At 41.6% G+C, this 18665-nt stretch carries 10 protein-coding genes and 1 pseudogene; 6 read left to right on the forward strand and 5 right to left on the reverse strand.

The features are described 5' to 3' along the window. Positions 1 to 696: 696 nt before the first annotated feature. The 3 genes and pseudogenes from AC5FX4_RS19205 to AC5FX4_RS19215 form a co-directional block, all read right to left on the reverse strand. Positions 697 to 1397 (reverse strand): annotated as a pseudogene (locus AC5FX4_RS19205) (transposase); the annotation flags it as partial. Positions 1398 to 1706: 309 nt separating this feature from the next. After that, the gene (locus AC5FX4_RS19210) at positions 1707 to 3446 is read right to left on the reverse strand and encodes an alpha/beta hydrolase (protein WP_493608027.1); all 1740 of its coding nucleotides are present in this window, start codon (positions 3444 to 3446) and stop codon (positions 1707 to 1709) included. A gap of 417 nt (positions 3447 to 3863) precedes the next feature. Further along, positions 3864 to 5045 carry an ROK family transcriptional regulator gene (locus AC5FX4_RS19215; protein WP_493608028.1) on the reverse strand — a complete coding sequence of 394 codons (1182 nt, stop codon included), beginning with the start codon at positions 5043 to 5045 and terminating at the stop codon, positions 3864 to 3866. A gap of 278 nt (positions 5046 to 5323) precedes the next feature. Between AC5FX4_RS19215 and AC5FX4_RS19220 the strand changes: the two genes are divergently transcribed. The 6 genes from AC5FX4_RS19220 (at position 5324) to AC5FX4_RS19245 (ending at position 15317) form a co-directional block, all read left to right on the forward strand. Continuing rightward, a complete protein-coding gene (locus AC5FX4_RS19220) occupies positions 5324 to 6460 on the forward strand; it encodes a substrate-binding domain-containing protein (RefSeq protein ID WP_493608029.1) in 1137 nt (378 codons plus the stop codon). An 8-nt stretch (positions 6461 to 6468) separates the two neighbouring features. Continuing rightward, positions 6469 to 7437, forward strand: a complete 969-nt coding sequence (locus tag AC5FX4_RS19225; protein WP_493608030.1) for an ABC transporter permease — start codon at positions 6469 to 6471, stop codon at positions 7435 to 7437. Then, positions 7430 to 8203, forward strand: coding sequence for an ATP-binding cassette domain-containing protein (locus AC5FX4_RS19230; protein ID WP_493608031.1), 774 nt, complete (start codon positions 7430 to 7432; stop codon positions 8201 to 8203). The genes AC5FX4_RS19225 and AC5FX4_RS19230 overlap by 8 nt, the downstream gene beginning before the upstream one ends. A 76-nt stretch (positions 8204 to 8279) precedes the next feature. Continuing rightward, on the forward strand, positions 8280 to 9878 hold the full coding sequence (locus tag AC5FX4_RS19235; protein WP_493608032.1) for a glycoside hydrolase family 3 protein: 1599 nt from the start codon (positions 8280 to 8282) through the stop codon (positions 9876 to 9878). 137 nt (positions 9879 to 10015) lie between these two features. Further along, a complete protein-coding gene (locus AC5FX4_RS19240; protein WP_493608033.1) occupies positions 10016 to 12592 on the forward strand; it encodes a TonB-dependent receptor in 2577 nt (858 codons plus the stop codon). Positions 12593 to 13139: 547 nt separating this feature from the next. Beyond that, positions 13140 to 15317 (forward strand): carbohydrate-binding protein, encoded by a 2178-nt coding sequence (locus AC5FX4_RS19245; protein ID WP_493608034.1) that lies wholly within the window; start codon positions 13140 to 13142, stop codon positions 15315 to 15317. A gap of 156 nt (positions 15318 to 15473) precedes the next feature. Here the strand turns inward: AC5FX4_RS19245 and AC5FX4_RS19250 are convergent, their stop codons facing one another. Continuing rightward, positions 15474 to 16916 (reverse strand): M12 family metallo-peptidase, encoded by a 1443-nt coding sequence (locus AC5FX4_RS19250; protein WP_493608035.1) that lies wholly within the window; start codon positions 16914 to 16916, stop codon positions 15474 to 15476. 412 nt (positions 16917 to 17328) lie between these two features. After that, complete coding sequence (locus AC5FX4_RS19255; RefSeq protein ID WP_493608036.1) at positions 17329 to 18516, reverse strand: acyltransferase family protein; 1188 nt, start codon at positions 18514 to 18516, stop codon at positions 17329 to 17331. Between the last annotated feature and the right edge of the window lie 149 nt (positions 18517 to 18665).

The raw sequence follows: 18665 nt of genomic DNA on the forward strand, positions 1-18665 counted from the left end.
GTATACCCTTTTACATAAGTACCATTTTTACGATAATATCCACTTACATAGTGACAATTTGAGCCTGAGGGTTGAGTTACAATATATTTAGGTATATTACAACGAGTATGTCCTGTTACAAATGTACCATCTTTCCGATAATAACTATTTACCCATGTGCAACCGTTACTCGAAAGAAATGACTTAGGCGTAGTGCTCGGGCAGCTGTAACTTCCTGAAATGTATTGCCCACTTTTAGTAAAATGTCCATCGTTATAACTACACCCATATCGAACTGCTGCCGCACTGGGGTACATTGAATCATACAGGCTAGTACAACCTTCAAGTAACATGGTTAAAAATAGTAAAAAGAAAATCCGTTTCATGAGCAACCTCTAACGTATGATATGGACTCCCCGACCACTTAGCCACAATGTGCCATAGTGGTAGTTAAACCAAAACGAGGAGAGTCCATATGTCTTTAATTAAAACCAAAACTGGACAGGCACTATAAAAAGATGCTTTAAATTCTGCGATAATAATAACTCCCGCACTTTTGGTTAGTTATTATATCAAAAGAAATGCACATATTAAAAAGGACACACACTTAATAGAAAAAGACACTTAAAAAAGATCTCGGTTTGATTCTATGTGTCAGCGTTTGTCTTCTCGCATGCATCGACCGATGAGTTCAACTAGCTCTAAGTACGGCTTTCATTCAAAGGGCACTCCTTTGGGTTTGAGCATGTGTTGTCTGGGACTGCCTGCAAAGCGAGCGAGCTGTTTAGGTTATTTGCCTGATGTCGCAGCTTCACAGCACTTTTTGATGCTGGTATGTTCTGATTGTTCCGGGGTCCGTGCCATTTTGGCGCGTATTGGGTTTAAATCTACGTATGCCATGCAGGCCATCAGTGCTGCCTCGTCTAACAGCGCTTGGCTTTTAAAGCGCCCTTCCCAAAAATGGCCTGTGCATTTATCTTCTTTTTTGGCACGGTGGGCTATGTGCTCGTTTAGCATACGCATAAACCAACTTATGCTCGATAAGCTGTTTCGGTATTCCTTGATATCTTTACTTAAAAAGAACCGCTGACCTTCATCTAACGCTTCACCATTGAGGTATTTATGTCTAAGCAGTGTACCTTTAAACAATTTATGCCAACGCAGTAAAATGGCTCTATCACTGAGTCTTTGTACTTTTTTTTATCATCTACATACAGCACAATATGGGTATGATTACTCATCACCGCATAAGCACAGACATCAATACAAAACACCTGCGCTAAAAACAACAAATGCTCATCAGACCTGCCTATCAATTTATCTTCTGCGCCCAAAAATGCGCGGCAAACACAACGCGAAACACAGTGATAATACTTAGTATCGGATAGGCTGGTTTGACACTTCCTTGCTAATCCCATCGTTCACTCCTTGAATTAAGAATTTATTACGTTTTAAAGTACTCAAAGTAAAGAAAAGTCACTTAAAGTTTCAAATTCGAGAAAAATTCGAGTGCCTGTCCTTTGCATGCTTCTCCCAAAAGCGGATCTTCAATGCTGCATTTGAAACCATGTTGGGTGTCACCTTCGGTTTACCCAACCTATCACGTTGATGTAGGTCGGGTAAGTGGCGAAGCCACGCCATCCAACAATAATGGTAAGAAAACCTGACTTAATGCGTTAACTTTCCTTATGCGTTAATGACTAGCTGCTTTAAAAAAAGCTGACGAGCTATATAGAACTAGTTATCCCTATATCATCCATGATGATAGATACATCTCGCTTCGGTGCAAAAATCAAGACAAGCTCTAATTCGCTTTCGGCACTGATTGGCTTATTCAATTCAATAGGGAGCGTAAAGGTTTGCAATACTGGTTCTGTCGGCGCATATTTCATATCACCTTTTTCCAATTCAGAGAAGTCAGAAATTAATAAAGGGGAGACACTACCAGATGCGCCCAAACTTTTTTTATATACTACACCAGACTTATCAAGTAGCTCTACACTGGTATCAGATAACAAATTGTATGATCCACATCCTTCGCTTTCTCCTGAATCAGCTCGAGCCAGTGAGAAACTTAGGTAGGATTTTCCTTTGCGATTTTGATGTAACAGCCCAGCTTCCGAAAGCTTAATGCTCAACCGTGTTTCAACTTGTTTCTTAAGCTGAACCTTTAATACATTATTAGAAGTTTTAGTTCCGTTTCTTAGACGCTCTGAGTCTATACTGATTGGCACTGCTGTTAATGTTTTATCGGATAGGGCTTTAACGGTACTTTCCTTCTTGGCTACATTTTCAAAATCTTCTATAACTTTGAAATCAGATGTCATATGGCGACTGACATAAATATCGTCAGGAAGACCAAACTCACCAGCCACAGGTTGTCTAAAAATTTTTCGATACTCTTTTTTGTTCGCTAATGTAGCTTCCAAAAAAGCAGAAACATACACTTTAGTTAAATTCTCCTGTTGTTTGGGTGTTAATAGCTTAGAATAAAAATCTTTGCTGCGCCCCCAATGGAAATCATCAGACATATCTTGATTAAAGTTTATGTGGTTAGTACGATAAATATAAATCGACTGCTTTAAGTAGTTTTTATCATCATCGAAGTGAGTTCGATGCCATTGTTGGCTACCAAGAAACTGATAAACATCCGCATCATGACCTCCTTGTAACACTAAATAGTTAACATTTTTCAGGATGTTTCTACCATCAGCATGTTGATATTGCCCGTCCATTGGGGCTAATGCGACAATGGATTTAATGTTAAAACCAAACTCTGTTGATTCGCTACTATTTGGTAAGGTCTGCCATTGATTAAATGATGCAGCTAAAGCAACAGCCTCCCCTCCTCTAGACATCCCTATTAAAGCGATATTCTCTAAATCTAGTTTGTTATAAAAAGTATGACCTTGCTCAGCATTCCATTTTTGCAGCAGCTTAATATGTTCAAGCAGTATCCAACCACGGGCACCATTTTCTCCCCTTAAATCATTCAAATAAGTTTGATTTACTTGCACAACAAAGTGCCCTCGGCTGGCGAGTAATTCACCTAGATAATCAAATCCTGGAGCAGAATTTCCATGGACTAATAATACTAACGGTAGTGGTTGGGCTCCCAACGGAAGCCAAACTTTAGCCTCCAAAGGTAAATTACTACTTTTAAATTTGTGGTAAGCATTACCCTCATATCCTTGGTTGCGTGAATAGTCGGAAAGAAAGCTAGGTAAGCTCACATTTGGAGCAATTACATCAGGTTTTGATATAGCAAATAAAAATGGCCGTTCGCCATAGTTCATTACTGTGTATTTATGTTCGCCCTGTTCGGCAGGATTAGGTAAACCCGTAAACGGGCTATTTGGCTGACTATATCTCTCAATAACACAATCTAAAACATCTGAAGCTAATGTCGAAAACGAGGTGGTAACTATGGATAGAATGGCACAAAAGTACGAAAAACGAATAGGCATCAAAATTGTCCCTAATGTCAAAATTTAGTACGTGGTATTGTATAGCAAACCGATCTTGCTATAAAAAAATACCATTTTTTATAACTACGCCCCTTGAGACGCAAGTAACTCAAGAAAGGTTTAAATCAGTTGTTGAATAAAAGCCTGAAGGTTGCATTAAAGTAAAACATTCATTCTGCTCTTATGACTAGCAACTAGCCGAGTAACGCAAGTTAAATTAGCTTCTGAGGTAGTTTTAACAACTTCCGCTTCTCGCTCAAAGCAGACCTTTTGATCATTTACATTAACTGATTTTGGTGCAAAAGTGAGTTAGAGCTTGAAAAAGTCATTTTGGCGATTCGAGACATAGTAAAACATATTTGCGCGAAAGGCCCCCGATAATCCCTGCTATCACTTCCATGAAAATACGAACACGTCTTAGCTATAAACCAATGCTTGTAACTGAGAACTTTCATATTCGACAGGCAGCTCTAGGGTTTGCATATTTTTGCTATTCAACGCAGCATGCAGCGGCAGCGTTGCCAATCCTTTAATGGCAATATTGCTCACATCAGGGGTTTTAACTAAACGAACAACGTGACGCTCTCCAAATTGCGCTATTGATGGGATGAATGGTCGTAACTGCGTAATTAATTTGTCTAACAACCAATCATTGATGTCTCCACCTAAAATAATAGTTTGCGTGTTTAGAATGGACTCAAGGGTATGGATTGCAATTCTCAGTGGCTCAGCTGCTTGCTCCAACCAATCGTTCACATGCTCACCACTATCTAAACGAGATAGAAGCTCTTCTTGAGAGCAGGATTGAATATTTAATTGTGTTTTCAGCGAAGTAAGTGACGCAAAATCATCCAAGCGTCCTAGCTCGCCTGTATCTTTATCGGTTTCCGGCGTCACAAAAGTGTCCCCGAGCGCTCCGGTTAAACCGTTTTGCCCAAGTAGTATTTGTCGATCATAAACTGCGGTTGATTCAACTTTATTACCGATATGTACATAGATAAAGCTGTGTAATTGTTGTGCTTCACCAAACAACATTTGATAAGCGGCACAAGCAGAGGCAGTTGTTTCCATCGCGACGGGTAGCTGTAATTGTTGAGCTAGGCTCTGCTGCCACCGTTGGTTCATAGCATAATTGTCCATTTGCCCTGAATCGGTCAAGTTAAGTGACAAACCCACACCGAGTACAGATGCTTTAGGTAAATTCGCAACCGTTAAAAGTGTATCAACAAGATATATTGCGCGCTCCAACGCGTCGGTGGCCTCAACTTGAGTGTGTAATCGATTAAGTAGTTCGCCGTTTAAGTAAAACAAGCCAACTTCTAATTCACTATCTGTCACCCTAATTGCTAATGTATAAGCTGCTTTTTTGTTTAGCTTGAGCATTTTAGAAGGCTTTCCAGCACCGCCCGCCTTTCTAATTCCAATCTCTTCCACGAGTTGTGCTTCGAGTAACTCTTCAACCATGTTAGTAATGGTTTGTTTAGTGAGTTGCGTGTTACGCGCAATTTCAACACGAGAGATTGGGCCTAAAGTTACAATTTGGGACAGTACAAGACGCAAATTTATCGCTTTATTTTGTTTTGCGTTAGATCCTTTCAATGCTCATTCACCTTTATTGCCAGCCGTTGTGGGCAAGCTTTATACATAAAAACCTGACTATCTTATGTCATTAAGACAAAAAACCGAACAAAAAATAATTAGTAAAAGTATTTGACATAAATAATGAGTTGCATAAATATGGATATAAATACAACAGGTAACCGCCACGCTTTCGCTTGATAAACCTGCAAAGACGAAAAGCATATACGTTAAATAACAATAAGTTGTGCTTGGCGCGTTGGCGAAATCTACGGAATTGCAAACCAGGACAGTGAATAATGCCAGTACTTACACATTTTTTTATCCCGCTTTTCAAGCTAAAAGCAATCGCCAAAGAGAAAGTGAACTCCCTATTAGTCAATTCTTTTAATCAATTCAAAGTTGGGGGGCTGCTGCTTTCCTTACTATTGACGCCTTATGCATTAGCAGAGCAGCAAATTGACTGGGCCAATGCAGCCAAAGCGCAAGATATTCACCTATCACAAGCTCAGGTCGCGCAGATCCGCAGTAAAAATCTGACTGCAGCGTTAGTTTGGCATGGCGCCAGCCCTTGGATAAGTGCTGTATCGCGTGGCGCAGAGCAAGAGTTTGAAAAACTAGGTATCAAAGTCGTCGCAAGTACCGATGCGCAGTTTGATCCCGCCAAACAAGTTGCTGACTTAGAAAATATCAATGCACTTAACCCCGATATTGTCTTGTCGCTTAGTGTTGATGGGATTAGCACCAAACAAAGCTATAAAAAAGTGGTAGATAAAGGTGCAAAGCTCGTACTACTAAGCAACCCTATCCCAGATTTTGAACAGGGCAAAGACTATGTTGGTATTGTGACTGATGACATGTTTGGCATGGGTGAAGAGGCGGCCAACTTGGTCGCACAAGCTTTAAATCATAAAGGTAAGGTTGGCATTATCTACCACGATGCGAACTATTTTATTACTAACAATCGAGACAACGCATTTAGAAAGGCCCTCAAAGCACATTCGGGTATGTCGGTGATCAGTGAAAAGGGTTTTATCAAGGAGCATGAAACCAGCAATATCGCCGCCGCCATGATCTTACAACACCCAGATATACAAGCTTTATATGTGTCATGGGATGCCGCCGCCGAAGGTGTGGTTGAAACGCTTCGTTCACTAGGGCGCCAAGATATCAAAGTGGTCACCCACGACTTAGGGGTAAACAACCTGCTTGATATGGCAATGCAAGGTAACGTCTATGGCACGATTTCGGATAGGCCATTCGATATCGGACAAACAATGGCACGCTTAGGAGCGGGCGCAACACTTGGTTTACCAGCCCCACATTTCACGCTAGTTCAATACGACGCTGTCACTAAAAGCAATATTGCCGACATATGGCAAAAAGCGTTCAACACGCCATTACCGAAATTACTTAATTTAGCATTAAAACAATAGGGTTCATCATGAGCGTAAATCAATTATCACTCGATCAGATAAAAGTCTTGGCGCTAAAGCGAGAGTACTTTATCTATTACATTTTCTTAATCGTTTTAGCACTGTTTGCCGTTACGCTTCACGATACTGGCTTTTTAAGTTTGACCAATTTTATGAACATTGTACGTCAAACAGCACCAATTACCGTTATGGCGGTGGGCTTAACATTCGCATTAGCTGTTGGACATATTGACTTGTCGATAGGCTCCGTTGTGGCGTTGTCGGCTCTGGTTGGCGCAATATTACTACAACATGTCGGTATTCCATTGGCCGTATTAGGTGCACTCAGTGTGGGGCTTATTGTTGGTGTGATTAATGGCTTATTGATTGAACGCCTGCAAGTGTCATCCTTACTGATCACGTTGGGTACTATGGGTGTGATCACGGGTGTTGCACGTCAAATTACGAATCTTGAATCCGTCCCTATCATCGACCAATCGTTCACTGCGTTTTTCGGAGCCGGTGAATTGTTTGGCGTGCCTTCTTTATTTATCTGGACACTTGTCACTGCCCTGATTGCTTATGTGGTGCTGACAAAACTGGCATTTGGGCGACATTTATTGGCCGTGGGCGGCAGTCCAAAAGCGGCTTTAGCTATGGGTATTAAAGTAACAAAAATTCGTATTTATGCGCTGGTCATTTCATCAATGGCAGCAGCACTTGCAGGCCTGTTATATGCCGGTCGCTTACACGGTGCTCGGTATACCCTAGGGGAAGCAGATTTGTTGACCGTGATAGCCGCCGTCGCTATTGGTGGCACGAGTTTATTTGGTGGTAGAGCCTGTATTATTGGCGCTATCTTAGGGTCTTGGCTCATGGGCATGATCAACAACGGACTTATTCTTTCTGGGTTTTCAACCAATGAACAAATGATTGCACGCGGAGCCATTTTAGTCGTTGCCGTAGCGATTGGTGTTAAGGAGCTTAAAAATGGTTAGAACTGCGCTGGATCAACTTGCTCTTGAAGTAAGAGACATTCACAAACGCTTTGGCGGCGTTCACGCGCTAAGAGGCGTGGATTTTACCATAAACAAAGGTGAAGTAGTCGGCCTGCTTGGCGATAATGGCGCTGGCAAATCAACGCTAGTACGCTGTATTTCTGGCATTCATGCACCGGATGAAGGCCAAATTTTAGTGAATGGAAAACAAGTAAGCATCAATAGTCCACTTGATGCTCGTGATGCTGGTATAGAAACCGTATTTCAAGATTTGGCCATGGTGCCTGAATTCGACATTACCGAAAACCTATTTTTAAACCGTGAGATTTACCATAAAAATCCCCTACTTCGCCGCCTTGGCTGGCTTGATAAAAAGGCGATGGAAAAGCGCGCGAAGAAAGCGCTAAACCGATTGAATAGCCGTATTCCCAGTTATCAGGAACAAATTCATCGACTTTCAGGAGGCCAGCGTCAAGCAGTGGCTATCGCCCGTGCAGTCAATTGGGGTGCCGATATTGTGATCATGGATGAGCCAACCGCAGCGTTAGGGGTAGAACAAAGTGCCCAAGTAAACGAACTGATCAATGTCATTAGTTCTCAAGGCGTCGCGGTGCTGTTGATCAGCCACAATATGCAACATGTGGTAGAAACATGTGATCGCGCAGTGGTGCTTTATCAAGGCCAGTCGGTTGCAGATGTTGCGGTTGAAGATGTGACCAAAGAAGACCTAGTTGCATTGATCACCGGTGCGAAAACGGCCGCTTAGCCAACATACCAAAAGCACAAGCTATGTGCTTTTGAGAACTGCAAAATACAACAAAGTAAAAGGTAAAGGATAGCTCATGGATATCGAAAGAAAGGTGGCGCAGCTTGTAAGTACACTTTCTATTGACGAAAAGGTTGGCCAATTGTTTTTATTAGCCTTTGCGGGTGAAGACCACGACTACGCTAAGTCTTTAGTTAAGAACTTCCATATTGGTGGTTTTTATATAACCGATGACAACGCTGCCAACCCAGACTCCGCTGCTAAAATGGCGCAAGAACTGCAACAACAAGCCGCACTTCGAGCCTGCGATGTGCCCCTACTCTTGGCCGTCGATCAAGAAGGTGCATGGGGTATTTTAACGAAATATACCGATTTGGGCCCAGGCAACTTAGCACTGGGTAAAGTCGATCAGATTGCGCTTACCAGTGATATGTATCAAGTGTTTGGCGAGCAAATGAAGCAAATAGGTTACAACACCTTGTTGTCTCCGTGTGCTGATGTAAACGCTGATCCAAATAACCCCATTATTGGCCTAAGATCATTTGGTGAAACGCCAACTCTCGTTTCTCGTCACGTCGCAGCCGCTGTTCAAGGAGTGAGAAAGTCGGGCAATTTAAGCTGTGCAAAACACTTTCCAGGTCACGGTGACACCCATGATGACTCTCACCAAACTCTACCCGTGGTGGATAAGTCACTAGATGAACTGATGTCGCAAGATTTAAAACCATTTCAAGCGGCAATCTCACAGGGCGTGCCATTGATCATGACCAGTCACATTTGCTATCCACAAATTGACAGTGAAAACCCTGCAACGCTATCAAAAATTATTCTCCATGATATTTTGAAAGAAAAGTTAGGTTTTAAAGGGTTAATCATCACTGATAGCATGAATATGTGGTCGATGCGCAAAAACTATCTGCCTGAAGAAGCAGCCATAAAAGCGTTAAAAGCCGGTGCTCACATTGTTATGCTCAGTGAAGAGCACTATGAAAATAGCACGACACCGTATAAAGAAATTCAGGCACAAACCATCAAGGGTGTTATCGATGCGGTACGAGACAAAAAGCTTGATGAAGCGATAATTAACGCTCGATTACAAGACGTACTTGTATTCAAATATCAATATTTTGCGAATGAATATAAAACCCAAAGCCATATCTCCAGTAATGCGACGGCTATCGCTACATTAGCAGCCAAACAAGCCATTACGGTTCTGAAAAACGAGCGCCTGCTATGGCCGTTGCACAATCGTGCATTTAACCTAGCTTTTGCTGCAAACTCAAAAGGCTACGACAGTATCGTGAATAGCAGAGGGATCGGCCCAAACGATCCTAATTCCGCCAAAGATGTGATCTTAAAGCAATTACAACAAAGTGAACGGGCGCACCGTTTTATTGAATACAATGAATTAGTCAATGCCATTGAAGACCCACTCTTTGAGCTCGTTAACCCACTCGTTTTAATCACCGAGGACTACCCTCTCCCCGGTGAACGCTTTGATGTAATAGCACAACAAAATCTTGTTCAAAAAGCACTAGATAGATGGTCAGAACAAGTCATTGTCATCGCCATGCGCTCCGACTATGAAATGCATCAATATACTGATTTATATACTTATATTTGTGCATATTCGAGTCGAGCCGTCAGCGCAAAATGCATCGCAAACTTACTTTAAAAATTGTTTTAAATTATTAACTTTGAACGCTTGACAATAAGTCAAAATGATTGAATAAATAAAAGACCAACAGTTTGACTTATTAAATTGTGATGATTGTTTACCTACACAGATAACGAAAATAAAGGACAGGCCACATGAAAAACCACAACTCAGCTTTAAAAAGTAGCTATTTGGCTGTATGTGTGACAGCAGCACTTGCTGGCACCGCATTTTCAGCCAACGCCGATGAGCAAAATACTGACGGTGCAAAAAGTAAGATTGAAACAATCGAGGTTCGCGGCATACGCCGTAGTTTGACAGAAGCACTGAATACTAAACGTTTTGCCGATTCCGTGGTCGACTCGATTTCTGCAGAAGACATAGGTAAGTTTCCAGACAAAAACATCGGCGACGCCATGCAGCGTATTCCTGGTGTAACGGTTGTACGTACCTTTGGTGAAGTAGCCGGTGTAACCATACGAGGCACTGCGCCGGAACATAGTATGGTGTTACTGAATGGCCAAAACGTGGCAAGTGTAGGTTGGTTTGACCTGGGTGGTATGAATCGTAGCTTTAACTTTGAGATGCTTGCCGCTGAACAAATTTCTGGCATGGACCTGTATAAATCAGTTGAAGCTGACATCAATGAAGGGGCAATGGGTGGTACCGTAAACTTGAAAACCCGTAAACCTCTTGAGCTTGAATCTGGCACCATATTCGCTTCCGTTGAGAATGGTTATCACAAAAATGCTGAAGACTGGTCCCCTGCTTATTCAGGCTTAGCTAGCTGGAAAAATGACGCAGAAAACTTCGGTATCTTAGTGGCCTATTCAAACGAAGAATCAAAAGTTTATCGTGAGACACTATCAAACTTTGGCCCAGCTGGTAATGCTACATTTACTGATACTAATGGCGTTGACCGCCAATCCTATGGCGCGATGTCTTCAATCTTATTCGACGAAGATAGAGACAGAAGTAGTTCACAATTTACTGTGCAATATGCCCCAAGCGAAAACCTAACGCTCAACCTTAACTACAACTTATTTGAACTAGACAATGACCATGTGAATTCGGCGCTATTTGCCATCGTTGGCTTTGGTGAAATGCAAGGTGATTCAGTGGCGGTAAACGATAAAGGCATTGTCACCGCAGCAACCTCTTTAGCATCAGGCCCAGGTGCTGCGCCACTATTCAATAATACAGTTATGCGTACACCCAAAATGCAGACTGATGCGCTTAATTTCAGTGCTGAATATCAGGCTGATGGCTGGTCTGTTGATGTCGTGATAGGTAAATCTGAAGCAGAAGGACGTACATTACAATCAAGTACCTGGTGGGGTGATATCACAGAACGCGCTAATTCAAGCTTTAGTTTTGACGTTGCAGGTGCACTTGAACTAATACCTACAAACCCTGACTATTTAAAGAGCCATAATAACTTTGCATTATTTCAAGAATTTACATACGTGAACTATGCTCGCGATAATGAAATTGAGTATGCGCAAGCTGACTTTAGCTTTGATGTAGACCTCGGTATTGTGACCTCAATTCAGGCGGGGATAAAGTTGCAAGAACAAATGTTCTCATCTCGTGGTGACTATCAAGATTTAGATTTAGCAGGCGCACAAGCGGATGGACTGACACTTGCCGACTTCAATGGTGGTTTTGTCAGTGGATTACACAGCGCTGAGGGCCGTGCAGGCAGTATGTCTGGTTTCCCCGTGGGCAGTCGCGCTTTGTGGAATTACGCACACCAACATAAGGCCACCACAATTACCGTAAAAGACGCTTTTTCAATAGAGGAAGACATTACATCCGCTTATGTAAAAGCAAACTTTTCGGGTGAAGGCTACAGAGGTAACGTGGGATTACGTATTGTAGATACCGATATCTTGTCCAAAGGCAGTATCAATGACGTGCCCGGTGAGATCAAAAAAAGTTACAGTAACTACTTACCAAGTTTTAACTTAGCAGTAGACCTAACTGAAGACATGATCTTCCGTTTTGCATCAGGTTCAACAGTATCTCGTCCTGATTATGATGATATGAAAGTCGCTGATATTATTTCAAATAGCTTTAAAACAGCCAACGTAGGTAGTCCAGATCTCGACCCGTATAAATCAGATCAATATGACATGGGCGTTGAGTGGTATTTCAGTCCTTCATCACTACTTGGTGCAACCTTCTTCGTTAAAAACATCAGCGATTACATAGAGCAAACAACGGCAAAAGAAGCGTACGCAGGCTGTGGTGTCGACTGCTTAGTGACTCGCTCAAGAAACGTAGGCACGGCAGATGTTAGAGGACTAGAGCTGCAGTATCAACATGACTTTGAAAACGGTTTTGGTATTCAAGCAAACTACACCTATACAGACAGTAGCCGTACTAATTCGGCGGGTGAAGAAGTCCCGATCGAAGAGGTATCTAAAAACTCGTATAACCTATCTGGTTACTATGAAAATGATACATTTAGCGTACGCCTCGCATATAACTATCGCGACGATTGGGTTCGTCAATACAACGGCAGTAGTCTCGACAGCATGAATGATGCTTACGATCAGCTTGACGCGTCTGTAGTCTGGCATGCCACCGATAACATTGATGTCTCTTTTGAAGCTGTAAACTTACTTAATGAAGCACTGGTACTTCGACAACCTAAAGCTGGCAACATTGTTCACAGTGTAGACGAGTTCGGTACTCGTTACTTCGTAGGAGCAAGCATACGCTTTTAAAAGTAAGGTAATTAATTAGTTAGCTTTTTTAAAACGGTTTTTGGTGTATGGCCAAGGAATTTAGGCCTCATCAAATTCTGTGTAAAACGGGCGTAATTCGCAGCCCTGCTAGTTCACAATTAATAGGCTTTGAGCCTGCTAATTTGAAGACAGCACAAAGTTCCATCTGTGCTAACACGGAGCATTCCCCTCCTACTCCATAAGGCAGGCAGCCCGCCCTGCCTTATATCTCTGTTGTCAAAATCTCCTAAAATTAACAAATAAATTATTTAGTAAAATTAATTGACTTAATATTTTTTCCTCGCCAACTTGATTATTCATTGAACAAAATAAAATTCTCAATTGGGAGTTTTTTGAGGGTGAGTTTGTTCAATGAATGCGTACTCGGATGACACGGTTAAAAGCAACTCCATAACTAATTGTTTTTAATCAAAATAATTATTACAAGGCTCCAACGCTTAATGAGTTGAATGTTTTACATAGCGTGAAGAGCACAAATACCAGTACGTATCTATTTAATATAAAACAACAATTAGGAAGATATGACATGAAAACAAAAATGACAGGATGTGCTATCGCGGTAATGTTCAGTTTTACTGCGAACGCAGGTACAGGTGTGCAAGATTTTCTCAATAGCTTGAGAGATTTTGAATCTGGCATTAACCCAAATCTCGCCGACTTTTACCTTGAAAACTTAAACAACCCTGTATACACCTACGCTAAGGTATCGTCACCAGGTCGCATGATCCGTGATTGCTCAACCGGGAGTATGATCCCAGAACCCACCACTATTAATCAGTTTTTTAGCAAGCTAGGCGTAGACAAGTTTTACAATGCACAAACGCCAAATGCCCCAGAAATGTTCAAGAAAATGCAGTACAACTCAATGAACGCATGGGGCTTTGTTGGTTATCAACTAGGAGAAGCAGTACTGATTGACTCTGGTTACTACAGCCCAAAAGTTGTTGAAATTGACGGTGTAGAATATGACAGTTTTTACGTGTTTGTTGAAGATTCAACTTGGATAGGCTGTAAGACAGAAGCTTTAACAGAAATAGTGGGCTCAGGTGGCAACAAAATTCTCGCTACCGATGTAAACAACTGGGAAGGCACATTTGTCGGTAAAAATGGCATCAATTCTTTTGAGGACCTACTCAACCCAGATAAACAAGAGCTGGTTATGCGTGATGCTATGCGCTTCAACTATGGTGTAATGACACAGTTACTTACCGATGCAAACATGACTTGGGATCAAGCTCTGTCAAAGAGTTGGCCAGACAAAGACGACAATGGTAATCCAATTCAAGTACAAGCCACTATGTCAGGTTTGTTAGCCGCCGCACACCTTCGCGGTGCCTGGGGAACAGCGAGGTTATTAACAAAAGACGAAATTACCTGTGATGAGCTAGGCACTTGTATTACTAAATATGTGCATAAGTTCGGAGGCTACAATACCATTTTTGATACGCCTGCGGATGATGTGATTGAAGGCTCACAATACGATGAAAAAATGTCTGCTGGCTGGGGCAACGACACAGTAATAACGGGTGGCGGCGCAGATACCATAGAGCTACATGAACAAAGTGGTTCTGTCACAACACTCAGCGATTTTACTGTAGGTGAAGATCGTATTATTCTTCGCGATTGGCAAGTGGCATCGCCACTTTCTAATTTAAGCATTTCTGACGTTTCAGGTGGCGCAGAGCTATCATTTGCAGGTCAACGCATCATTATTGAAGGTGCAAACGCCTCAGCTATTAACCAAAATATTGAAGCGGTGATTGCCCAATCTGACATCTATGAAATTGCTTGGTCAGGTAAACAAACCGTTGCCGACTTTAATCCTGCACTAGATAAAGTGCGTGGTACCGCTGGCATTGGTTTCAAGCATTTACAAGCATACGAAACTAACACCGCGCTTGTGATTGGTGTGCAAGCAAAAGATGGAGGCATTTATAGCTCAATCGAGTTAACAGGCTTGACGCTTGCTGACTTATCTTCAGACATGTTCGATAATGTTACAGGAGGTTATGATCGCCTTGGTTTCATCGTGCCGCTTAATAGCCAAAACTGGGGCTGGAATGCTGAGCTCACTGTCAACAGTTTTGATCCAGCCAAAACCGTAATCAGTATGCCACTGTTCAATTACAGCTTCTCTATGCTGATACTGACTCAAGAAGGCGCAGATACTGTGATCACGCTAGACGAAACCGCATCCCGTGGCGATAAAAAACGCTTGGTATTAAAAAATACGGATGTAACAACATTAAGCGCAGCAAACTTCGGCTTTGTATCTGGCAACTTTGAAGACGCAGTAATTGATATTCCTGTATTTTACGAAATAACAGCTTCTGTTGTTGGACCCGGTGGCAGTATTTCTCCAACGCCTGATAGTACAGGTGTGATCAGTGCGAAAGGTAATCAAGACTTCACCGTCAATTTTATCGCCGACTCAGGTTATAAAATTGCAACGGTCAAGGTTGATGGTCAGCTTATTGATAATCCACAAGCAAGCTACACCTTTGTAAGTTTATCAGCGGCTCATAGTCTGGAAGTCACTTTCGAAGTGGGTGATAGCTGTCCTGCTAATTGGGATCCCGCTGCCATCTATGTGGGCGGAGACAAGGTGATGTATAAAGGCACCGCATATCAAGCAAAATGGTGGACCCAAGGCAATCAACCCGACTTAGGTGGCCCTTGGAAACTGGCTGATACGTGTAACTAAAACCGCTTCCATTAAAAAGCCAACGAATAAATAGTACTTCGTTGGCTTTTGTACTCTCCAACCTACCGCTAATAACACACATCGCGCGATGTCATTGTTCAATAAAGATTCACACAACATATGCTAAATTAAACAAGTAGCATGAGTGATTAGGGTTTATCGGCAATTTGTAACTTGCTGCCAAACTTGCATCCACTCACTTTTTGAGCTTGAAACACTTGGGTCGTCGTTATAGCTCCACCAATTTGCTCGGTAAAGCATGCCATCTTTTACAACTTCAGTGCCTTTTTGATAAGCATTATGTAATTGCCAAGGGCTAAACTGTTCACAATCAGCACCTGTACTCAAGTTAGTAAGCAGTGGTGCCCAATCGTTATGCTGACGTGCATTATCATGTTCGTCCGCGGTACCAATATATTTTCCATTGAATTCTTTACGTGGAGTAGAAAAGTAATTAATCCTTGGACACTCTTTTGGCCCACCAGCTGATGATACGCAGCTATACGACATAATTGTTCTGAACGACCAATCTTCTGCATCATAGTAACCATGTGCATATTGCGCTCTAAACGGTACTTCAGCAGTTGCTTCCCAGTTATGTTCCGCACCAAACAAGTGGCCCATTTCGTGAGGAAGCGTATTCCCAGATAAGCAATGAATGTTTGTTACAGCCATCGATTGATCTCGTTCCTCAGCACCAATAACTTGTGCAACGCCACAATACCCTTCAAGAAGGTTGGTGAAAAGCATATCCATATCAGAGCCGTATTTTTCGCTCTGTTTTAGCTCTTCGTCCATTTCGCTGCGCTCCCATACATAATCTATATCGGGGAATAAGAGCTTAAGCTTATTTAGGTTTTCACCTTCACTCAACCAAAAGTCTATTGCTGAATACGTTGGGTCAAATTCGTCGTAATCAACCCCCGTGACATTCGCAATTTCTACTGAAACGTTTACGCCACTGTTTTTATATGCCTGATTTGTGCGATCTATATAGAACTCAAGATACTCTTTAGGATCTGCGCCAATACCTTTTAAAAACTGAGCCACATCATTTGTGTAATAAAGAGATAGACGTAAGGTACGAGTTTGCGAATTTGACACTGCACTTGTTCGGCTTACCCGAGAAGGTAATGATACTGAACCAAAATTCTGGCTTGGATGTTTCATTAGCTCTTGTTCTGCTTCTTCACTCAAACCAGTCGGCCGCTTTACTTCCATAATAACTAGCTTGTCCGAAATGCTAATTATTTTAAACTCACCCTTTGGCGTTGTAATATAGCCGTGCAAATTGCCTGCACGAGATACACTCATAGAGCCTTGCACTTCACCTTGCGTATCTCGAAGATAAAGCGCACCTGAGGTTTCTTTTACTTCATTCGTATCAAACTCAAGTGTGTAGAATACATTACCTGGTAACTCTTGTGAGTATTCTACCGTTTGTAGGTGCAGCTCTACCGCGGGATTGTTCTTCACCAGATATTGAACATTTTCTCCACCGGAGAGTAACTTAACTACTTTATCGACATCATTATTCGCCATCGCAGGCTGCACAAAGCAAAGACTTGAACACAGTGCGGCTAGTACTTTTTTTCTCATTTTAGTTTCCTTCTGTTGCATCGGTTATTGGGTACCCAATAAAGGAAACTACAACAACAAAAGGTATCGGTCAAACCATTAAAAAACACAAAAATATACATTGTTTACATTAATGAAACGCGGTGAGAGTTTGCTTTTGTTCGTAAATCGAGAGTTGATTTAGTGTTAGAGCAAAAAGTGGACGGAAATTAATTCTCTTCAGTGTAATAATAAAGTGAAAACTAAATTTCTTAGCCTAAACGTTGCACGTTTTTTGGTTAAATATGGCGATATGCATATAACTATCGTTGTGGATACAGCGTATTTAGATCTGCATTCAAATTACTAGTTACCAATGTTAGAAACTCATTGCGCTTGATTTTTTGCCTAGTGCAACAGCATGAGCTGCTGCACTTAAATTATTGCTCAAAATCTAACTCTGCAGACTGTTTATTGATTTATTTATCAATACCTTTTTGTATTTTTTCCCATTTAGAAAAACACCCAGCCAAGTTTTCCTAACAATCAATTGATAACTTAATAATCCGACTGCAAGAGTTGCCACTAAGCTAACTATAAATTTTATCCAAGCTGGCAGCGCAAAATTGATCAAAGGCATTTGAACATACATCAAAACAGGCACATGTATTAAATAGATCCAGTAAGAGGCATCTGAGATGTATCGGCTGTGTTTATTTTCTTTATTTAAAAATTTTGAGCCCAATAATAATGCCACCCCCGTCCAGCTTACAATCGCACACGTTTGGATAGCGCTGAGAATATAGTGAGCGACACCTTCAGGTTCAAATTGCCCTTGTATAGCGGCTTCCTTTACCGCTTCGAGAGTAGGCGCATCAGGCATATGACTGAGATACAAACCAAACGAGACTAACGCAACTGCTATTAACGGTAATATATATTTTTCAGCTTGGTTTATCTTAGCTCTTGCTTTATAGAGCCCTGCACCAACCACATATAAACAACCATAAAAACCAAAAGACCAAATTTGCGGAGTTAACTTATCTGGTGGTGGAAATGGAATGGGTTGAAAGCTCAGCGAACCGAAGATAAATAACGGTAAAACCAAAAACAAAAATAGAGGCGTTACAACTAAACTAAGCGCTTTTTCATACAATTTGGGCGCCTTGCTTAGCAGCCAAAGTACAAGACAAAACTGCATTAAATTCCATAGAAACCATAAATGCATGGTGCTGATTTTTGGATCTTTGATTTCTTTAAAGACACTAAAAATCGCAGGAAGAGGCTCTACAAAGCTTGCCCCCCAGGTGAGCGAATGAATAAACGCTAATATACTGAGAGGAAAAAAGACAAAAAAGGGCAGTAACACTCGCTTGGTTCTATTTATTATAAACCCTTTCCCACCATATTTTGCAATTAGCAAAGCACTGCAAAAGCCTGCAATTACAAAGAACAGCGGCATTCGAAATAAATGCAGCCACATAGTTAAATAGTCAAAAGTTGACGATGTTTTTGGATCTGCAGTAAACCAAATATTGCTGTAATAAGGCCCGTATGCGAGCGCGGCATGAAATACAACCCCAAAAAGCAAAGCGATACTTCTAAGATTGTCAATGAAGTGAAACCGTTGGCGTGCTTCCATTATAAACTACCCTGTTGTTATTTTAGACACATTGTAACTAAAATTTAATCAAGGCTCTAGCAAAAGCATCTATTTACTGTGTACCAATAATTCGAAAATAATCAGTTGAATATTCATAAAAAAAAGCGGCTACTGCAGCCGCTTTTCAA

It is taken from the genome of Pseudoalteromonas sp. ATL1, assembly GCF_058933015.1.